The sequence below is a fragment of the Marixanthomonas spongiae genome, assembly GCF_003095375.1.
In the GTDB taxonomy this organism is placed as follows: Bacteria; Bacteroidota; Bacteroidia; order Flavobacteriales; family Flavobacteriaceae; genus Marixanthomonas; species Marixanthomonas spongiae.
The window spans coordinates 253156-271325 of sequence record NZ_QEHR01000004.1; the positions used below are offsets into that span (position 1 = coordinate 253156).

The window sequence follows — 18170 nt, forward strand, 5'->3', positions numbered from 1 at the left end:
CTGACCAAAGTTTTAACTAAGTTTCAGAATGGTGAAACAATTCTATTTTATCGATTAAAGACATAAATAAATCGATAAAGTGTAATTTTTTGTAAGATTTTTTCTATATTTGAATCAGCATCATGCCCCAAATTTGATGCCCCCGTACTTATGAATCTACTTAAAACCAGCCTACTGGCTATGGTACTTTTTTGTACTGTGACCTCTTGTAGCAAAGACACCGAGGTAGTCGTTGAGGAGACTACCGATTACACCATTGATTTAAACCTTGCCAACGAAACCGATTGGGAAATGGCAAACGAAATTTTAGATTTAATCAATCAGCACCGGTCTTCCCAAGGTCTTGCGCTTCTTAAAAGCGACCAGCAATACGCTTCTGCTTATGCAGTAGACCATACGTTGTACATGATCGACTTGGAAGAAATCAACCACGACCATTTTGATGTCAGGAAAAAAGCGCTCAAAAAGAGAGGCGCCAAAATTGTTGGCGAAAACGTTGCTTTTGGTTACCCAACTGCCGAAGAGGTTGTCAATGCGTGGTTAAACAGCGAAGGGCACCGTCAAAATATTGAAGGTGATTTTACCCACTCCGGTTTTGGCGTTATTGAAGCGCCCGACGGACGGGTTTATTTCACCCAGCTCTTCTATAAAAAATAAGACTCCCTTTTTTGTTTATAGCTTTTGCCGTATTTTTATGGAAACCTTAAAAATACGGCTATGGCTATTCAAAAACCTTTCAATCTCAACAATTGGTTAGAAAAAAACAGGGAAGCACTCAAACCCCCGGTGGGCAACAAAAACCTGTATAAAGATGCCGACGATTATATCGTGATGGTTGTTGCTGGTCCCAACGCTCGGAAAGACTACCATTATAACGAAACCGAAGAACTTTTTTACCAGTTGGAAGGCGAAATTGAAGTTTATGTTCAAGACGAAGGCGAAAAGAAAACCATGAAATTGGGCCCTGGTGATATGTATTTGCATCCCGCCAAAGTACCACACTCGCCGGTCCGGCATGAAAATTCCATTGGGCTGGTAGTCGAACGAAAACGCAAAGACCTGGACGTAAAAGACGGGCTGCTCTGGTTTTGCGACAACTGCAACAATAAGTTATACGAAGTATATTTTGAGCTGGATGATATTGAAAAAGATTTTCTGAAACATTTTAAACACTTTTACAATTCCAAAGAACTGCGCACTTGCGATAATTGTGGCGAGGTAATGGAAACAGATGAACGGTTTACTACGGATGAGTAAAAAGCTTTAGAAGAAACAGGACTTTTGTATAATTGAGTTTATATATAAGTTGTGCATAATTCCCCAAACAAGAAAAACCCCATAATTTCTTGAGCTAAGGTCCTGAGAAGGTCTGAACGGTTAAAAAAACCTGGAAAAAGAAAAATTATAATCAATTGATTATCAACACCTAAATTTAATATTAGTTAGGGTTTGAAATCCACAAATACCAGAATAGCTCAAAAGAACTTTAAACAGAAGTTCTGTTTTAAATTTTAAAAATAAATCATGGATAATAAAGTAAAATATATTTTACAGGTGTTGGGATGGCTATTACTTGGAATGGGAATTGTACTGGTTGCTTTGGAAATATTGGCAATGAATGGAATTATTCAATTACATATTGATTTTTTTAGACTCAATTTAGATTCAGAAACCGAGCGTGTTAATTGGCTTATTGGTTGGACAATTGCAATTATAGCCGGTTTAGTCCTCTTGTACCTAACAAAAGAAAGAAAAACTAAATAAACGCCTAATATTAGTGTATTTGTTTATATGGTCGAAAAATGTAATTCAAAAACTGTTCAAATTAAATTCAACAATATATATGAGCAATAACGGCTGAAGTGGTGAATCGAAGGTCTGTGCATTTAATAAACTTTTGTAGTAGCGGGACAAGTAACCGCTTTGAAATCCGCTTCTGCCCTTATACCCAATCTTTATAAATCCCAGTGACCAAAATAACCCACTTCATAACCAAACTCTCCAAACAAGTTGTCCCTACAACAACCGAAAATTTCTATTTCGGAAATTCAAAAGCGGCGGCCATCCGAAGGCATAACCTAACGCTTTATTTAACAAAGATGCTTAAAATCAACCCCACGACCTTATTGTTGGGGGAAGCACCCAGCTACAAAGGCTGCAGCCTTACCGGAATTCCGTTTACGAGCGAACGTATCTTGACCGAAACCCCATTCTATAAAGATCAAGGATTCAAATGCATTGATGATTCCAAAGCATTGGACAGCGAACAATCGGCCACCATTGTATGGAACGAGCTGCAAAATTATGTCGAAAAACCGCTTAACTGGAATATTTTCCCGTTTCACCCACATAAACCCGGCAACAAAAAAACCAACCGAACCCCCAACAAAGCCGAGCTGGAATTAGGCGCCAATTTTTTAAATGAACTACTGGCTATTTTTACCATTGATAAAATTATAGCCTTGGGCCGAAAACCCGAATCGCAACTCAACCACTTGGGCTATACGTATGCGTATGTTCGGCATCCTGCACAGGGCGGAAAAAACGAATTTGTAGCAGGCCTAAAGGCCGAACTCAAGGAAAACTAACATCATACTGCTTCCATTTCAAATTCTAACTACTATTCCGTACCTTCGCCCTTCGATTATCACTCAGGGTAAACTCAAGAGTTAACTCAGTTAAATTAGCTAAAAAAATTATTTAAAAACATAAAATATGGCAACAGTAGCAAGCAGCTTCGGCATTGAAGAAGCGTTAAAAGAATTAGGCGTAAACGAAACCAATAACGGAACCTCAACCGGCAAAAACTGGTTTTCCAGCGGCGAGGAAATAGCTTCCTATTCGCCCGTGGACGGAAAATTGATCGGTAAAGTTTCTGCCACCACAAAAGAGGATTACGAAAAAGTAATCACTACAGCAACAGAAGGATTTAAAGAATGGAGACAGCTTCCTGCACCGCAACGTGGAGAAATTGTAAGAAAATTTAATGATGAATTGCGTCGCTTGAAAGAACCATTAGGAAAGCTAGTTTCTTATGAAATGGGAAAAAGTTACCAAGAAGGTCTGGGCGAAGTACAAGAAATGATCGACATCTGCGATTTTGCAGTAGGTTTGTCCCGTCAGTTGCACGGTTTAACGATGCACAGTGAGCGTCCAGGGCACCGTATGTACGAGCAGTATCATCCACTTGGAGTAGTTGGTATTATTTCAGCATTTAACTTCCCCGTTGCCGTTTGGAGTTGGAACACAGCGTTGGCTTGGGTGTGTGGCGATGCGTGTATTTGGAAAGGATCTGAAAAAACACCATTAACATCTGTTGCCTGCCAGAATATTGCAGCGCGGGTATTTTCTGAAAACGGCGCACCCGAAGGTATTTCCTGCTTAATCACAGGAGATTACACCGTAGGAGAAATGATGACCAAAGATGAGCGTGTTCCGTTGATTTCGGCAACCGGTTCTACCCGAATGGGAAAAATAGTTGCCAAAAAAGTGGCCGGCCGTTTAGGAAAAACTTTATTGGAATTGGGCGGAAACAACGCCATCATCGTTACACCAGATGCCGATATTAAAAACACCGTGATCGGGGCAGTATTTGGTGCTGTGGGAACTTGCGGACAGCGCTGTACCTCCACACGCCGCTTGATCGTGCACGAAGATGTGTACGACAAGGTAAAAGACGCTATTGTTGATGCCTACCAACAAATTAAAATTGGGAATCCACTAGACGAAAACAACCACGTAGGGCCGCTTATCGACAAAGATGCGGTGAAAAACTATCAAAATGCCTTAGATAAAGTTGTGGAAGAAGGCGGAAACATCTTGGTTGAAGGCGGAGTTTTGGAAGGCGAAGGCTATGAAAGCGGATGCTATGTAAAACCAGCCATTGCCGAAGCAAAGAACGAATTTGAAATCGTTCAGCACGAAACCTTTGCTCCGGTATTGTACCTTCTGAAATACAGCGGTGATTTAGAAAACGCTATCGAAATTCAAAACGGGGTGCGTCAAGGGCTCTCTTCGGCCATTATGACCAATAACCTTCGGGAAGCCGAACGCTTTTTAAGTGTCGCCGGGTCAGACTGTGGAATTGCCAATGTAAACATCGGAACTTCGGGTGCAGAAATTGGTGGTGCTTTTGGTGGTGAAAAAGAAACCGGAGGCGGCCGTGAAAGTGGTAGCGATGCGTGGAAAATCTATATGAGAAGACAAACCAACACGATTAACTATACTACAGAATTGCCATTGGCACAAGGAATTAAATTCGATTTGTAGTAGTTAGAAGTTAGATTGCTTCGCTGATAGAAATAAATTTTAGACAAAAAGCCCGTTGCAACTTGCAACGGGCTTTTTTGATATCTTTCGGCAGCATGGTCGCATTTCTATTTAAATAATACCATTGTTTTCCACCCACTTAAACTGAATTTGGTCTTGTGGTATGGAAATACGGTTAGCGATTCGTCGCATTCTATCGGGAAGTTTCATAAGGTAATCACGCGCTTTCTCGGCTTCATCGGTTAAGGCGTTTAGTTTATCTATTTGCCAGTAACTGTTCAGTTTTTCCATGATATCGATATAATCGAAGGTGGTGTAAACACCCAATCGCTGTGCGGCATTGGAGAAGTTTTCAAAAGCCGAAGCGAGTTCTTCGCCAGATTCGCGTAAAAATTGTGCGGGCATCACGATTTTCTTCCGCATCATATCTTCATAAGCAAGGATCATTTCACTGGCATCGTATTCCAGAATAGTTTTTACAAATTCGCGGTAGGCCAAATGGTGGCGCATTTCGTCCCCTGAAATTAACTTACACATTTTGGCGAGCATTTTATTGTTTTTCTTTCTGGCCAATTGCCCCACTCGTTTGTGTGAAATGTTCGTGGCCAATTCTTGAAAACTGGTATAAACAAAGTTTCGGTACGGGTCGCGGCCGGTGCCAATGTCGAAACCGTCATTGATGAGGTGGTGGGTGGTAATTTCAATTTCGCGCATATTTACCCTTCCGCAGAGATAAAGGTATTTGTTCAAGGTATCGCCGTGACGGTTTTCTTCGCCGGTCCATTGCCGTATCCATTTGGACCAACCGTCTCTTCCGTGTTGATCCACGCCTTCCATATCCATAAGCCAAGATTCGTAAGTAGGTAGGGCTTCTTCAGTAACCATATCGCCTACCAAGACCACCCAAAAATCGTAAGGTAATTCTTTAGCTTCTTCCCGCATTTGGGTAAGTTCTTCAACATAATTCTCATTTTGAAGATTTGGCAATAAATCGGTGGGTTGCCAAATTTCTTCAACAGGAATTAAATAGTTTTTCACATAGTCATCCACCGATTTTTCAACGGTTTTCATGACTTCGAGACGTTTATTTTTAAGCACCATACGTTGTGGGGTTTTTGGATGTTGTTTGGCGTGTTTCCGACAGGAAAGGCACACCGCCAATAGGATGTAAAGATACAAAGCACAAAATAAAACTATCCCAAAACGGTCTTAATTTCTGCCGCTTTCATTAGGGTAGAGTTGCCAAACAGGGTCGCTTTGCCAAACTTCTTTGGTGTGGGCATCAATCACGGAAACCGCTCCCTTAAAAGCCGCACCGGTATCCACGTTCCACACATTTGCGAAATTCGCCGGTTCGTTAAAGCCTACCCGGGTAACAGGCGTGTGGCCAATATAGATTTCCTTGAACAATTGCAGCCTTTTCGGGTATTTTTCACTTTCTTTTGCGATGGACTGGTCCATGGCACAGACCATTTCCCATAACGTGCGGTCCCAATACACCATATTGGGGTAATATTCGTGCTGTGGGCCGTGCTGGTTGGTAAAACCTGCGTGAAGATATAGTCGGTTCTGTTCATCTACAAAGTAATTCCGTAGATTTTCAAGGAAGTTGATATGAGCTTCTATTTCCCCTTCGGAAAGCCGCTCGTAACTTTTTTTGCTGGACTCGCCGCCATGTTGCAGCCAAGTGGGGTTGTGGTCGCCTTTTTTTAGAAAATTATAGAGCAGGGCATCGTGATTGCCACGAATGAAAATGCATTCGTACGTTTCAGAAAAACCGATTAAATATGAGATGGTTTCGGCACTTTCGCTCCAGCCGTCCACATAATCGCCTACAAATATAAAGCGGTCGTCTGGTTTTAATTCCATACGCTCAAAAACCTGTTTCAACCCTTTTAACCCGCCGTGAATGTCGCCAATTACCAATGTTCTCATAAGTTAGAAATATAGACAATTGCAGCTATTACTGCAATAATTGCGAGGACAAAAAAGAATATTTTCCAAAATGAATACGGTCGTTTGCCCGAAAGAGCTCCAGTTTGCCCATTAATGAAAAAATTGTACCGTTTGCCTTTAAATTTGTAGGCGCTCACATACACAGGGAGCAGTATATGCTTAAAGGTCTCTTTGCTCAACTTCATATCGATGGAATGTACTCGTTGGGTATCGCCGCCTATGTCACGCCGTGCCCAAGTATTGGCTATGTTTCGAGCTTCTTTGGTGGCTCCTAAGTGACCATCTTGTAGTGGAATGGTGTATTTTTCGGTCACAAAACCGGCTAAAAAACTGCTATCGAAAGGCTGCAGGTCCTTTAGGTTCCAATGAGCCACTTTAGATGGAATAATCCCAGAGCGTTGTTTTGAAGCCTTGATCAAAGTATCATCAACAAAACCTGAAATACTGCCCGAAGCTGGATACCAACGGGTACGTCGTTTTTGTACGGTACGTTTGTTTTTTCCGCTGCCCACGGTTTTTGTTACGTAATAATACTCGCCCCGTTGCCCGGTATATTCGGCGTAGAGTTGAGCATCGAACGTCCAATATGGAGCGTAGAGGCCTTTAGTAAATTGTGGGTCGAGGGCTGCTTTTTTTAAGTCGTTGGGTGCAAACCACAGTCCTTTCACCCATTTTTTAAAGATTTGATGGGCTTTTTGTTGGTTAATCTGAAACGGAAGCACCGCTCCCGGCAAAATCCAAGTCTCTTTTTTGGCATCTTCCACAATCAAGGGCGAGCCGCAATACACGCAATGCAGGGACTTGTAATTTTCTTCAATATGCTGCTCGGCACCACAGCTTTTACATTGCAACATCGTGATTTCCTCACTGTGCGATTGACTGCCCAGTCTATCCAGATAGGGTTTCAGTTCCAGCTCTTCAAAAGTGGTTTCGGCTGGTTCTATTTCTTGGGTGTAGCCACAATAATCACATTTTAAACTGGTGGTACCTGGCGCATACCGAAGCTCTGCCCCACAATTGACGCAGGATTTTTTGAGTTCGGATTTTTGTTGTTTGGGTTGTTGCATTTTTTGTAAGGCAGGTGTTGAACGGTGGTTTCGATACGATTTTGATGTTTTTTGCATGCAAAAAACATCAAAATCACTCAACCAGCTCTAATAGGTCTGAGCCTAAGGTGGTTTCGGTACAATTTTAAAAAGGTGCGAAGCAACTTTTTAAAATTGTACCGAAACCACCGAAAAAAACATTTATTCCGGTATCGGCGGCGGTGTATTTCCGCCTAAAAAGGCTTTCAGTTCTTCCACTTCTTGTAAGGGGGTCCAATTTTGCATGCCTTGTTTCCAGACTAAGGTATCCTTGTTTACCGTGCGGTTGGCAAAAAGAGCTCGTAGCTGCTCAAAACCCACAGGACCTTTTTGTTGTCCGTTACTGGCGTAGTAATAGGTAACGGCTTGCGGCATAGGCGGTGGCGTACTGCCTGCTTGTTGTTGGGGTTGCGCCTGTTGCTGACCGCCCATTTGTGGATTCATCATCCCGCCCATTTGCTGGGCAAGTACAAAGCCCATTCCCATGCCCATGCCGGCACCGGCTGTTCCGCCTTCGTTGGCGGCGGCAGCTTCAATGGCTTTGGCAGTTTTGAACTTGGTTAATTTATCTAAATCCAATTTGTCGATACGGCTGTACTCGAAAATTTCTTTTTTCAAGTCTTCTGGCATGGAAACGTTTTCGATAAAGAATTTTTCCAAACCGATCCCCACGCTGTCAAACTCCGGTTTCATCACGTCCTTGCAGGTTTCGGAAAGCTCCGTAGTATTTGCGGCGTACAGTTCTATTGGGAGGTTTGCTTCGCCCACCGTATCGGTAAAGCGGGTGGCGATGAGGCTTTTAAGGTGTTCGTTTATTTCAAAATTGGTGAAATTATTATCGGTCCCTACAATATCAACGATGAATTTGCCGGGATTATTAATCCTAAAGGCATACGTTCCGAAAGCCCTGATTTCAACCAAGCCAAACCGCTCATCGTTTAAGGTGATCGGGTTTTTAGTGCCCCATTTTTCGTCGGTGAACAAGTGGGTGTTCACAAAATACACTTCGGCTTTAAAGGGACTGTCAAAACCGTATTTCCAACCTTTTAAAGTGGTTAAAATGGGCAGGTTTTTGGTGTTCAGGGTGTAGGTGCCGGGCTCGAACACATCGGCCAGTTTGCCTTCGTTTATAAAAACGGCGGTTTGCCCTTCGCGCACGATGAGCTTGGCATTGTTTTTAATTTCGTTCTGATAGCGTTCAAAACGGTGGCAGATGGTGTCGTCTGTATAATCCAGCCACTCGACGATGTCTATAAATTCGTGACTGATTTTTTCTTTGATTTTGTCGAATATGCCCATTTTTTGTAGGTTTTAGTTATTGAATGTTAAAGGTATAAAATTTAGTTGAATGGTTGGTTAGTTATACCGCACCTTCCGCAATATCCTTACTGTTTCTTTATAGGCTTCATAGACTTTTTCATAGCTTTCCTTTAAATACGGTTTGGCTTCCAGCAGCTTTTCTTTTGCCTTTTGAAAATCGTTGAAATAGCAAATTAAATAGGTTTCGGGCAGGTTTTGCAGGTCTTTTTCTTCGGAAGGGTTCAGGCGGGCATTCTTTTTCAGCTTTTTCACCAAGGCATTGTTGGCGTTGTAAATATGGTGTAAGGTCTTTTTGTTGAAGCGTGGCGGCTCAAAAATCATTTTAGAATCGATGTGGTACGAGCCGTTTTCTTGAAAGGTAATCACCACTTCTTCCAACGGATAGTGTTCTTGGCGGTTGTTCAAGCCTAAGCTAACATATTCTACGGTTTTAAAATAATTATCGGTCACTTCGATGGTCACTTCGTCCAAAGCCGAATAGAACAACCGTACCTGTTCGTTTATCAATTCGATATCCACGCGGGAATAATAGGTTTTGCCATCAAGTTGTTTGGTGTTTCCGGCCCAGCAGACCACAAACTGCTCTTTAAATACTTTGTAATGCGATTCGAGCTCGTCGTGCCGATTGTTCATAAAATCGATCACGCCGTCCAATGTATGTTCAATGTTGTTTTTCGCCCGGTTTTCGATGGATTTTACAATTTCAGAATTTACGTCCTTAATTTCGATATCAAAATCCTTGGGCATGGAAATGCTCCCGTCGCGCATAAAAATACTGCCGCCCCAGTATTTCCAGATATTTTTGCGAAGGGAAGTGATTTCACCTGTTGGCCTAATAGTGACCAACCCAACCACCTTGTCTGGCGGTAAATGTGGAAACAGCACGTTTTCATAACTTATCAACGGCGCATTGGTTAAATACGCATTCACCAGATTTTGAAGCTTGCTATCGTCAAAAAAATCGACACCCCGTATTTCGTTCGTTTCGTCTTCCACACCCACCACGATAAACGAATTGTTTTTCGGGTTGCTGTTGCTCAAGGCACAAATGTGCTTTAAAAATTTGGCTTTTCCTTCTTTACTGCCCAGGTCGATCTTTCGCTTTTTATCATAGAAACTGCTCTCGTCGTTATGGGCGAGCAGGTTTTTGATAAGAAGCCGTTTGTTGATCATGGGGTTAAAAGTTATTGGTTATTAAGGGCTCTTCGATACATTTTTAAATGATGCTTTTCAAGCATTATTTAAAAACACTCAGAGACCGGCACATCTTAATTTATAAAGGTGGCTGAGTGATCCCGATTTTTATCGGGATTGTATCGAAGCCCGAAGCCTAAATTATTCCGAAGTTTTATTAACGATCATACTCGATGCCTGGTCCAAGCACATCATGGTCAAATCGGCGATGTTTACGTGCGGCGGTCGGGTTACGGCGAACCAAACGGTTTCGGCCACATCTTGGGGTTGCAATGGTGTATAGCCTTGATAAACCGTATCGGCTTTTTGGGTATCGCCCTTAAACCGGACCTCACTGAACTCCGTCTCTACCAACCCCGGATTAACAGCGCCAATTTTTATGCCTTTTCCGTTAAGGTCCATGCGCATGCCCTGGTTTAGGGCATCCACGGCATGTTTGCTGGCAGAATAAACATTGCCGGTGGGATACACTTCTTTCCCAGCTGTAGAACCGATATTGATAATATGCCCAGATTGTCGCTCAACCATCTGTGGAAGGACGGCTTTTGTAACATACAGCAATCCTTTAACATTGATATCGATCATTGCGTCCCAGTCGTCTGTATGGCCTTCATCAATTGGGTCTTTTCCGTGGGCATTACCAGCGTTGTTTATCAAGATATCGATTGCTGAAAACGCTTTGGGCAGGGATTTTATTTGTTCGAACACCTTGTTTTTATCCCGAACATCAAAATTAAGAGTATGAACTTTTGTTATTTTTGAAAGTTCTTTTTGCAGTGCATCGAGGCGCTCCTGCCTTCTTCCGCAGAGAATGACATGCAAGCCGTTTTGGGCAAAATTTTTGGCAATGGCGCGACCAATTCCCGAAGTGGCACCGGTGATTAAAGCTGTTTTATGTTTCATTTAATAGTTTTTCTTAAAAGTAAAACTTCTGTCGCTTTTTTCAACGTTAAGATAGGGTTAATTGCCAAGTTAATGCATGTTAATTCTTCGGAAACAGCCTTTTTAACTAATTATATTCGTGGTAATCAGAAATCAGTTAACTATGAAATCTTATATAAAAACAACCCTTTTAATAACGGTTACTACTTTGTTTATAGGTTGTAGCAGCAACAATACAATTTTTGGCGGAAATGACACTTCTTCAACGGCAAATGCTGATGCTGATTCCGAAACAGTGCATGCCGACACGGCAACTGAAACCAAGAAAACAGATGGCGCCATTATGGGAAGCGTGATTGCTCCCAACTCTGAAGTATCGATCGTTGCGACAAATTCCGAAGAAAAAATCACTGGAACCACCAACGAGGTGGGCGAATTTTTCATTACCGGATTCCCTGAAGGGACATACACCGTAAAAATTAAAACAGAGGAAAACGAAACAACCCAACAAACATTTGAAGATGTAAAAGTCCGCATTGGCGAGGTAACCGCTTTAGGTACCGTAACCGTAGCGTCAAATTAATGCTATAAATACCTAACAAACATTAACAGCACTGTAACGTTATTTTAAGAAACAGTGCTTTTTTTATGCCGTCTTTAGGGTGAAATTTTTTAACCCTTTGTTAACAGGGATTTAATCAATAAATCCACAATTTGCACGGTTGTAAACAACTGCTTATTATTTGAAATTTTAGAAGTATGGATCAAACAGATACTGCCTTGGATATTGGCGCGTTAAATGAAAAAATTGAAAAGGAAAGTGCTTTTGTGAACATCCTTTCCATGGAAATGAACAAGGTGATCGTAGGCCAAAAACACATGGTCGAGCGGTTGCTTATCGGTCTTTTGGGGCAAGGGCACATCCTTCTGGAAGGTGTTCCCGGATTGGCAAAAACCTTGGCCATTAATACGCTTTCAAAAGCGGTGCACGGTACCTTTAGCCGAATACAGTTTACGCCAGATTTGCTCCCCGCCGATGTTGTGGGAACCATGATCTACAATATGAAGGTGAACGATTTCAGCATTAAAAAAGGGCCTATTTTCGCCAATTTTGTGCTCGCAGACGAGATTAACCGGGCGCCGGCCAAAGTACAATCGGCACTGCTGGAAGCCATGCAGGAAAAGCAAGTGACCATTGGCGAAGAAACTTTTGCGCTGGACAAACCCTTTTTGGTGATGGCCACCCAAAACCCTATTGAACAAGAAGGAACCTATCCGTTGCCCGAAGCACAAGTGGACCGCTTTATGCTTAAAACAGTTATAAACTACCCAAAGTTGGCCGAAGAACAACTCATTATCCGTCAAAACCTAAAAGGCGCTTTTGAAAAAGTAAATCCAGTTGTTTCCATCGACCAGATCTTACGGGCACAACAAGCCGTTCGTGAAGTGTATATGGACGAAAAAATTGAACAGTACATTCTCGATATCATTTTCGCTACCCGTAATCCCGAAAACTATAAATTAGAAGATTTAAAACATCTTATTGGTTTCGGTGCTTCTCCGCGTGGAAGTATCAACTTGGCAATTGCTTCAAAATGTTATGCGTTTATCAAGCAGAGAGGGTATGTAATTCCAGAAGATGTTCGCGCCGTGGTGCACGATGTGTTGCGCCACCGTATCGGGATTACCTACGAAGCCGAAGCAGAAAATATTACTTCAGAAGACATCATCAACAAGATTGTCAATGTAATCGAAGTACCATAATCCCCCTCTCGGTCTCCCCAAAAAGGGGAGAAGCCAAAATCTAAAAAATATATATAGTGAATAATTACAAATAATATTAAAAGTCCTCCCCTTTTGGGGGAGGATTTAGGTGGGGGACAAACAATGGATACAAAAGAACTTCTTAAAAAAGTACGGAAAATCGAAATCAAAACGCGTCGGTTAAGCGATCACGTTTTTGGTGGCGAATACCACAGTACGTTTAAAGGCCGCGGGATGACTTTTAGCGAGGTGCGTCAATACCAATTTGGCGACGATGTTCGCAGCATTGATTGGAACGTTACCGCTCGTTACAACGAACCTTTTGTAAAAGTTTTTGAAGAAGAACGCGAGCTCACCTTAATGCTCGTGGCAGATATCAGTGGTTCGGAGTTTTTCGGGACAAGTTCACAATTTAAAAATGAAATCATTACTGAAATAGCTGCAACTCTTGCTTTTTCGGCACTTCAGAACAATGACAAAATTGGGTTGATTCTTTTTTCAGATGAAATAGAACTTTTTATTCCGCCGAAAAAAGGAAAATCACACGTCTTGCGTTTAATTAGGGAGTTATTGGAATTTAAACCGCAAAGCAAAAAAACCGACTTATCGCAAGCGTTGAAATATTTAACCAACGTCATGAAAAAGAAAGCCATCGTTTTTGTGCTTTCCGATTTTATTACGGACAACTATAAAGACACCTTGCGGATTGTAGCCAGAAAACACGACGTAACTGGAATTAGGGTGTATGATCAACGTGAAGAAAAAATTCCAAATTTGGGAATGGTACAAATGCAAGACGCTGAAACGGGCGAGCTCATGTTGGTCAACACCCAGGCAAAGTCGGTCAGGAAAAAATATAACAATTATTACAGGGAACGCGTCGATTATTTTCAAGAATCCTTTACCAAAAGTGGTGCAGGAGCATTGAGTTGCCGCGTGGACGAAAGCTACGTGAAAAAATTATTGGGTTACTTTAAGCACAGAGCATAAATTATAATGAAGAAAAGCATTAAACATACTAATTTTTTGTCTTTGAAAATGAAACAGCGACACCTTTTCGTTTCTGTTCTTTTTTTGTTTTTCTCTTTTGTAGGGTTTTCTCAAGTAACTTCTTCAGTAGATTCCACTTCCATTAAAATTGGCGAAGAGATTGTGTATAGCATTCAAGTGGAAACAGATTCAACCAATTTGGTGGTCTTTCCCGAAGGGCAAACTTTCATGCCTTTGGAAGTAATCGAGTCGTATAAAATCGACACCACGTATGAGCAGGCCAAATACCGATTGATTAAAAAATATGGGCTTACGCAGTTTGATTCGGGTCAATACACTATTCCGCAACAACAAGTGGTTATTAATAATAAACAGTTTGGAACCGATTCTGTTTCAATCGAAGTTCGTGATGTCGCGGTCGATACGACCAAACAGAAAATGTTCGACATAAAACCCGCTATCGAGGTAGATGAGCCGCCTTTGGATCTTAAAACATTATTGTTGTGGCTTATTCCAATCGTTATTGTTTTATCGATTGTAGGATATATTTTATTCCGAAGGAAAAAACGGAAAGACGCCAGAGAAGAGCAATTGCCACCGTATGAAGAAGCAATTACAGCGCTACACACACTTGATAGTTCTACGTATTTAAAAGAAAATAAACCAAAAGAATATTACTCACAGTTAACCGAAATTGTAAAACGCTATTTAGATCGCGAGGTTGATGAAACGGCTTTGGAGAGTACTTCAGATGAATTGATTGCTCGTTTACAGCTGCATAAAGATTCTGGTAATTTTGAATTCAGTAATGAAACCATACGAAGACTCGATGCTATTTTAAAACGGGCCGATTTGGTAAAATTCGCCAAAATGTACCAAGCCGAAGGACAGGCTTCCACCGACCGGAAAACCATCGAGGAAATTATAAACGAAACCAAAGAGGTCATCCCAGAACCAACCGAGGAAGAATTACAGGAAAACGCCGAATATCAAGAAGCACAACGCAAAAAACGTGTCCGCAGAAAATGGGCCTATGCAGGTTTAGGGGTATTGGGAGCAGTGCTCATCGCCGGTGCCGTGTATGGCGGCATAAAAGGGTTCGATGACTTAAAAGATTTAATACTTGGCAACGATATGCGCGAACTTGCCGAAAGCCGATGGATAAAAAGCGAGTATGGCGATCCGGCCGTCATTATAGAAACCCCAGAGGTTTTGGTGCGTACCGATATCGAAATTCCGGAATCACAAAATATGCGGGCTGCCAAGTCAAGTGTTTTTACCCACGGTGAAATAACCGATCCGTTGTACGTTTGGTTAAACACCACGATGTACAAACAACAATCATCCCAAGGCCAAAAACCCGGACAAGCCCAGGCCGAGTTAGAACCTTTAATGGATCAAGCCCTAACCAGCCTTGAAAAACGGGGTGCCAAAAATTTAATGGTAAAACGGGAAAGTTTTGAAACCCAAAAAGGCATTACCGGCATTAAAGCCTACGGTAAATTTAACATACAGGTTTCAGACAATAAGGTATTGAAAAAAACCAGCAATTACGTTTTGCTGCTCTTTGCTCAAAAAGGCGGTGTGCAGCAGGTGTTGGTAGTCTATCAGGAGGATGATGGCCGGTATGCCGAGGATGTAAAAAACAGGATCATCAATTCCGTAGAACTTGAAATTTCAGAAAAATAATGTTTGAGAATTTTGAATTTGTAAACCCTAATTTTTTCTGGTTGCTGCTTGCGCTTCCGGTGCTGGTGGCATGGTACTTGTGGAAACGCAACAAACAAACAGCTACCTTAAAAATTTCAAGTGTAAAAGGTTTTAAAAGCGGAAAAAACTGGTTGGCAAAACTGAAACCTTTATTGTTTGTCTTGCGTTTATTGGCTTTGGCGGCGATAATTGTTGCTTTAGCGCGTCCTAGAACGGTAGATGAGTCCACTCGGGTTAAAAAAACAAAAGGGATCGATATTGTGATGGCTATGGATGTTTCGGCAAGTATGTTAGCGCGCGATTTAAAGCCCAACCGGTTGGAAGCTCTAAAAACCGTTGCCTCCAGATTTATAAAAGCCCGACCTAACGACCGCATTGGCTTAGTGGAATACGCTGGGGAAAGCTTTACAAAAACACCTTTAACCAGTGACAAAACAGTGGTGTTGTCATCCTTGAAGGATATGAAATACAATACCGTTATAGAAGGCGGTACTGCCATTGGTATGGGCTTGGGCACAGCCGTAAACCGTTTAAAGGAAAGCCGCGCCAAGAGCAAGGTGATTATATTGTTGACCGATGGGGTAAACAACAGCGGGTTTATAGACCCTAAAATTGCAAGCGAATTGGCGGCCGAATTTGGCATTAAGGTATACACCATTGGCCTAGGCAGCAACGGCTTGGCTATGTCGCCCATTGGGTTGCGGCCCGATGGCAGCTTTCAATACGGAAGCATACAGGTAGAAATCGATGAGGAACTGTTAAAGGAAATAGCCAAAACCACTGGCGGACAATATTTCAGGGCCACAAGCACCACAAAATTGAATGAAATCTATGATGAAATAAACAAACTGGAAAAAACAGATATAGAAGAATTTAAATACACCAATTACGAAGAAATGTTCCGCCCATTGGTATTGCTGGCATTAGGTTTGCTTTTACTGGAATTGTTGCTTCGTTATACGGTGTTTAGAAGTTTTATTTAAAGTTAAAAAAAATTCCTGCCGAAGTCTATGCTGAGCGTAGTCGAAGTGCAGAAAAATGATTATGTACCAATTAGAACAACCCATATATTTTTACGTGCTTTTCGCCATTCCGGCGGTGATCGTGTTATTTCTGTTGGTATTGGCTTGGAAAAAACATGCCCAAAAGAAATTTGCAGATAAAGACCTGTTGAAAAAATTGAGCCCCAACCAATCGGTTTTTAAAGCTACTTTAAAAATACTGGTCATCTCATTGGCAATCGCTTGTTTAAGCATTGCGATGGTCAACCCTAAAATAGGCACCAAACTGGAAACCGTTAAACGGGAAGGGGTGGATGTGGTGTTTGCCTTGGACGTTTCAAAAAGTATGTTGGCCGAGGATATTGCCCCCAACCGTATGGAAAAAGCCAAACAATTGGTTACGCAAATCATCAATAGCTTGGCGGGCGACCGTATTGGCATTATTGGCTATGCTGGCAGTGCCTTTCCACAGGTGCCCATAACGACTGATTTTTCATCGGCCAAGTTGTTCTTGAACGGCATGAACACCAATATGGTATCCTCGCAGGGAACAGCCATAAAAGAAGCCATCCAAATGGCCGAGACTTATTATAATGACGAAGAACAGACCAACCGGGTGCTGTTCATTGTTTCAGACGGCGAAGACCACGAAGGGAACGTAGCCGAAATTGCCGAACAAGCCGCCAATAAAGGCATAAAAATTTATACCATTGGTGTGGGCACCGTTCAGGGCGGGCCCATTCCCATAAAACGAAACGGCATCCTTCAGTATTACAAACGCGACCAGAACAATGAACAAGTGATTACCCGTCTGGGTGAAGAAACCCTTAAAAAAATCGCTGCCGAAGCCAACGGTCAATATATTGACGGCAGCAATACCCAAGAAGTGGTTGACACGGTGACAGCTATTTTGAACGGAATGGACAAAAAAGAGTTTGAGGCCAAGCAATTTACCGACTTTAAAGACCAATTTCAATGGTTTTTGGGTGGGGCATTATTTTTGTTGGTATTAGATGTGTTGTTGCTCGAACGCAAAACAGCGTGGGTGCAAAAACTCAACTTATTTAATGAAGGAGACAAGTAACATGGAAACGAAAATTTCTGAAATAACCATACTTTTAAAACTGCTTCTGTTGGCAGGTATATTCGGTATTTCTTCTGAAGCGTTTTCGCAATCGGAAACCGATAAACCAACGAAACTTCAAAAAGAACAAAAAAAAGAAATACGGCAATCCAAAGAATTGATGAGCGAAGCCAGTTTGGAGCTTCAAGAGGGCAATTTCCCTGTGGCCGAAGCAGATTATAGAAAAGCCATTTCGTTAAATCCCGGAAGCGAAATTCCCAAGTACAACTTAGGAAATGCTTATTATAACAAAAATAAAACCAGTGAAGCCTTATTGCGGTATAAGCAAGCGGCTTCGGTGGCTACTTCAAAAACCGAAAAACATAAGGCGTTTCATAACCTCGGCAATGTGTTCATGAACCAAAAAAAATACCAAGATGCGGTTGAAGCTTATAAAAACGCCTTAAGAAACAACCCAAGTGACGATGAAACCCGTTACAATTTAGCGTTGGCAAAAGACTTGCTGGAGAAAAACCCACCAAAAGGCGGTGGCGGCGATGACGACAAAAACGACAAAGACAAGGACAACAAAGACCAACAACAAAACCAAGATCAGCAAAACCAAGACGACAAGAGCGATCAAGGCGATAAGGGAGACGAAAAAGACAATAACGACCAAGGCGATCAGCAAGACGATAAAAAAGAAGGCGACAACAAAGAAGAAAAAGGCAAGCCAGACGAGCCAAAGAACAAAGACCAAGGCAAAGGCGATAAGCCCAAAGAACAGCAACAACAGCCTGTCCCTGGCCAGTTATCGCCTCAGCAGGTAAAAAGCCTATTGGAAGCCATGAATAACGAAGAGAAAAAAGTACAGGAAAAGATGAACGCCGAAAAACAAAAAGGCGCCAAAATAAAGTCGGATAAAGATTGGTAACT

Annotated in this window: 18 protein-coding genes; 12 read left to right on the forward strand and 6 right to left on the reverse strand. The window is 42.0% G+C overall.

What is annotated here, in order from left to right; all coding sequences use genetic code 11:
* The first annotated feature begins 150 nt into the window (after window positions 1-150).
* The 5 genes from DDV96_RS07565 to amaB all read left to right on the forward strand — a co-directional run bounded on the left by DDV96_RS07565 (window position 151) and on the right by amaB (window position 4269).
* Complete coding sequence (locus DDV96_RS07565; RefSeq protein WP_116694152.1) at window positions 151-657, forward strand: CAP domain-containing protein; 507 nt, start codon at window positions 151-153, stop codon at window positions 655-657.
* Between the two features lie 60 nt (window positions 658-717).
* Window positions 718-1257: a 3-hydroxyanthranilate 3,4-dioxygenase gene (locus DDV96_RS07570; RefSeq protein WP_116694270.1), complete on the forward strand. Its 540-nt coding sequence runs from the start codon at window positions 718-720 to the stop codon at window positions 1255-1257.
* A 267-nt stretch (window positions 1258-1524) separates the two neighbouring features.
* Window positions 1525-1764: a hypothetical protein gene (locus DDV96_RS07575; RefSeq protein ID WP_116694153.1), complete on the forward strand. Its 240-nt coding sequence runs from the start codon at window positions 1525-1527 to the stop codon at window positions 1762-1764.
* Between the two features lie 203 nt (window positions 1765-1967).
* Window positions 1968-2588: a uracil-DNA glycosylase gene (locus DDV96_RS07580; protein WP_116694154.1), complete on the forward strand. Its 621-nt coding sequence runs from the start codon at window positions 1968-1970 to the stop codon at window positions 2586-2588.
* Window positions 2589-2715: 127 nt separating this feature from the next.
* Window positions 2716-4269, forward strand: coding sequence for an L-piperidine-6-carboxylate dehydrogenase (gene amaB / locus DDV96_RS07585; RefSeq protein ID WP_116694155.1), 1554 nt, complete (start codon window positions 2716-2718; stop codon window positions 4267-4269).
* A gap of 111 nt (window positions 4270-4380) precedes the next feature.
* On the opposite strand, the gene DDV96_RS07590 is transcribed toward amaB, so the two are convergent.
* From DDV96_RS07590 to DDV96_RS07615, 6 genes are all read right to left on the reverse strand, one after another.
* Window positions 4381-5370: an acyl-ACP desaturase gene (locus DDV96_RS07590; RefSeq protein WP_116694156.1), complete on the reverse strand. Its 990-nt coding sequence runs from the start codon at window positions 5368-5370 to the stop codon at window positions 4381-4383.
* A gap of 108 nt (window positions 5371-5478) precedes the next feature.
* Entirely contained in the window at window positions 5479-6204 is a 726-nt protein-coding gene (locus tag DDV96_RS07595; protein ID WP_116694157.1) for a metallophosphoesterase family protein, read from the reverse strand.
* Complete coding sequence (locus DDV96_RS07600; RefSeq protein ID WP_116694271.1) at window positions 6201-7292, reverse strand: DNA helicase PriA; 1092 nt, start codon at window positions 7290-7292, stop codon at window positions 6201-6203. The genes DDV96_RS07595 and DDV96_RS07600 overlap by 4 nt, the downstream gene beginning before the upstream one ends.
* 180 nt (window positions 7293-7472) lie before the next feature.
* On the reverse strand, window positions 7473-8609 hold the full coding sequence (locus DDV96_RS07605) for an SPFH domain-containing protein (RefSeq protein WP_116694158.1): 1137 nt from the start codon (window positions 8607-8609) through the stop codon (window positions 7473-7475).
* 57 nt (window positions 8610-8666) lie between these two features.
* The gene (locus DDV96_RS07610) at window positions 8667-9803 is read right to left on the reverse strand and encodes an ATP-binding protein (protein WP_116694159.1); all 1137 of its coding nucleotides are present in this window, start codon (window positions 9801-9803) and stop codon (window positions 8667-8669) included.
* 162 nt (window positions 9804-9965) lie between these two features.
* Window positions 9966-10727 carry an SDR family NAD(P)-dependent oxidoreductase gene (locus DDV96_RS07615; RefSeq protein WP_116694160.1) on the reverse strand — a complete coding sequence of 254 codons (762 nt, stop codon included), beginning with the start codon at window positions 10725-10727 and terminating at the stop codon, window positions 9966-9968.
* Between the two features lie 142 nt (window positions 10728-10869).
* Here DDV96_RS07615 and DDV96_RS07620 point away from each other — a divergent pair, with 142 nt between their 5' ends.
* From DDV96_RS07620 to DDV96_RS07650, 7 genes are all read left to right on the forward strand, one after another.
* Entirely contained in the window at window positions 10870-11289 is a 420-nt protein-coding gene (locus tag DDV96_RS07620; RefSeq protein WP_116694161.1) for a carboxypeptidase-like regulatory domain-containing protein, read from the forward strand.
* A gap of 176 nt (window positions 11290-11465) precedes the next feature.
* The gene (locus DDV96_RS07625; protein ID WP_116694162.1) at window positions 11466-12470 is read left to right on the forward strand and encodes an AAA family ATPase; all 1005 of its coding nucleotides are present in this window, start codon (window positions 11466-11468) and stop codon (window positions 12468-12470) included.
* A 123-nt stretch (window positions 12471-12593) separates the two neighbouring features.
* Complete coding sequence (locus DDV96_RS07630; RefSeq protein WP_116694163.1) at window positions 12594-13460, forward strand: DUF58 domain-containing protein; 867 nt, start codon at window positions 12594-12596, stop codon at window positions 13458-13460.
* A gap of 48 nt (window positions 13461-13508) precedes the next feature.
* Complete coding sequence (locus DDV96_RS07635) at window positions 13509-15149, forward strand: BatD family protein (RefSeq protein ID WP_116694164.1); 1641 nt, start codon at window positions 13509-13511, stop codon at window positions 15147-15149.
* Complete coding sequence (locus tag DDV96_RS07640; protein WP_116694165.1) at window positions 15149-16153, forward strand: vWA domain-containing protein; 1005 nt, start codon at window positions 15149-15151, stop codon at window positions 16151-16153. The genes DDV96_RS07635 and DDV96_RS07640 overlap by 1 nt, the downstream gene beginning before the upstream one ends.
* A gap of 61 nt (window positions 16154-16214) precedes the next feature.
* On the forward strand, window positions 16215-17255 hold the full coding sequence (locus DDV96_RS07645; RefSeq protein ID WP_116694166.1) for a vWA domain-containing protein: 1041 nt from the start codon (window positions 16215-16217) through the stop codon (window positions 17253-17255).
* 1 nt (window position 17256) lies between these two features.
* On the forward strand, window positions 17257-18168 hold the full coding sequence (locus tag DDV96_RS07650) for a tetratricopeptide repeat protein (protein ID WP_116694167.1): 912 nt from the start codon (window positions 17257-17259) through the stop codon (window positions 18166-18168).
* Window positions 18169-18170: the final 2 nt, after the last annotated feature.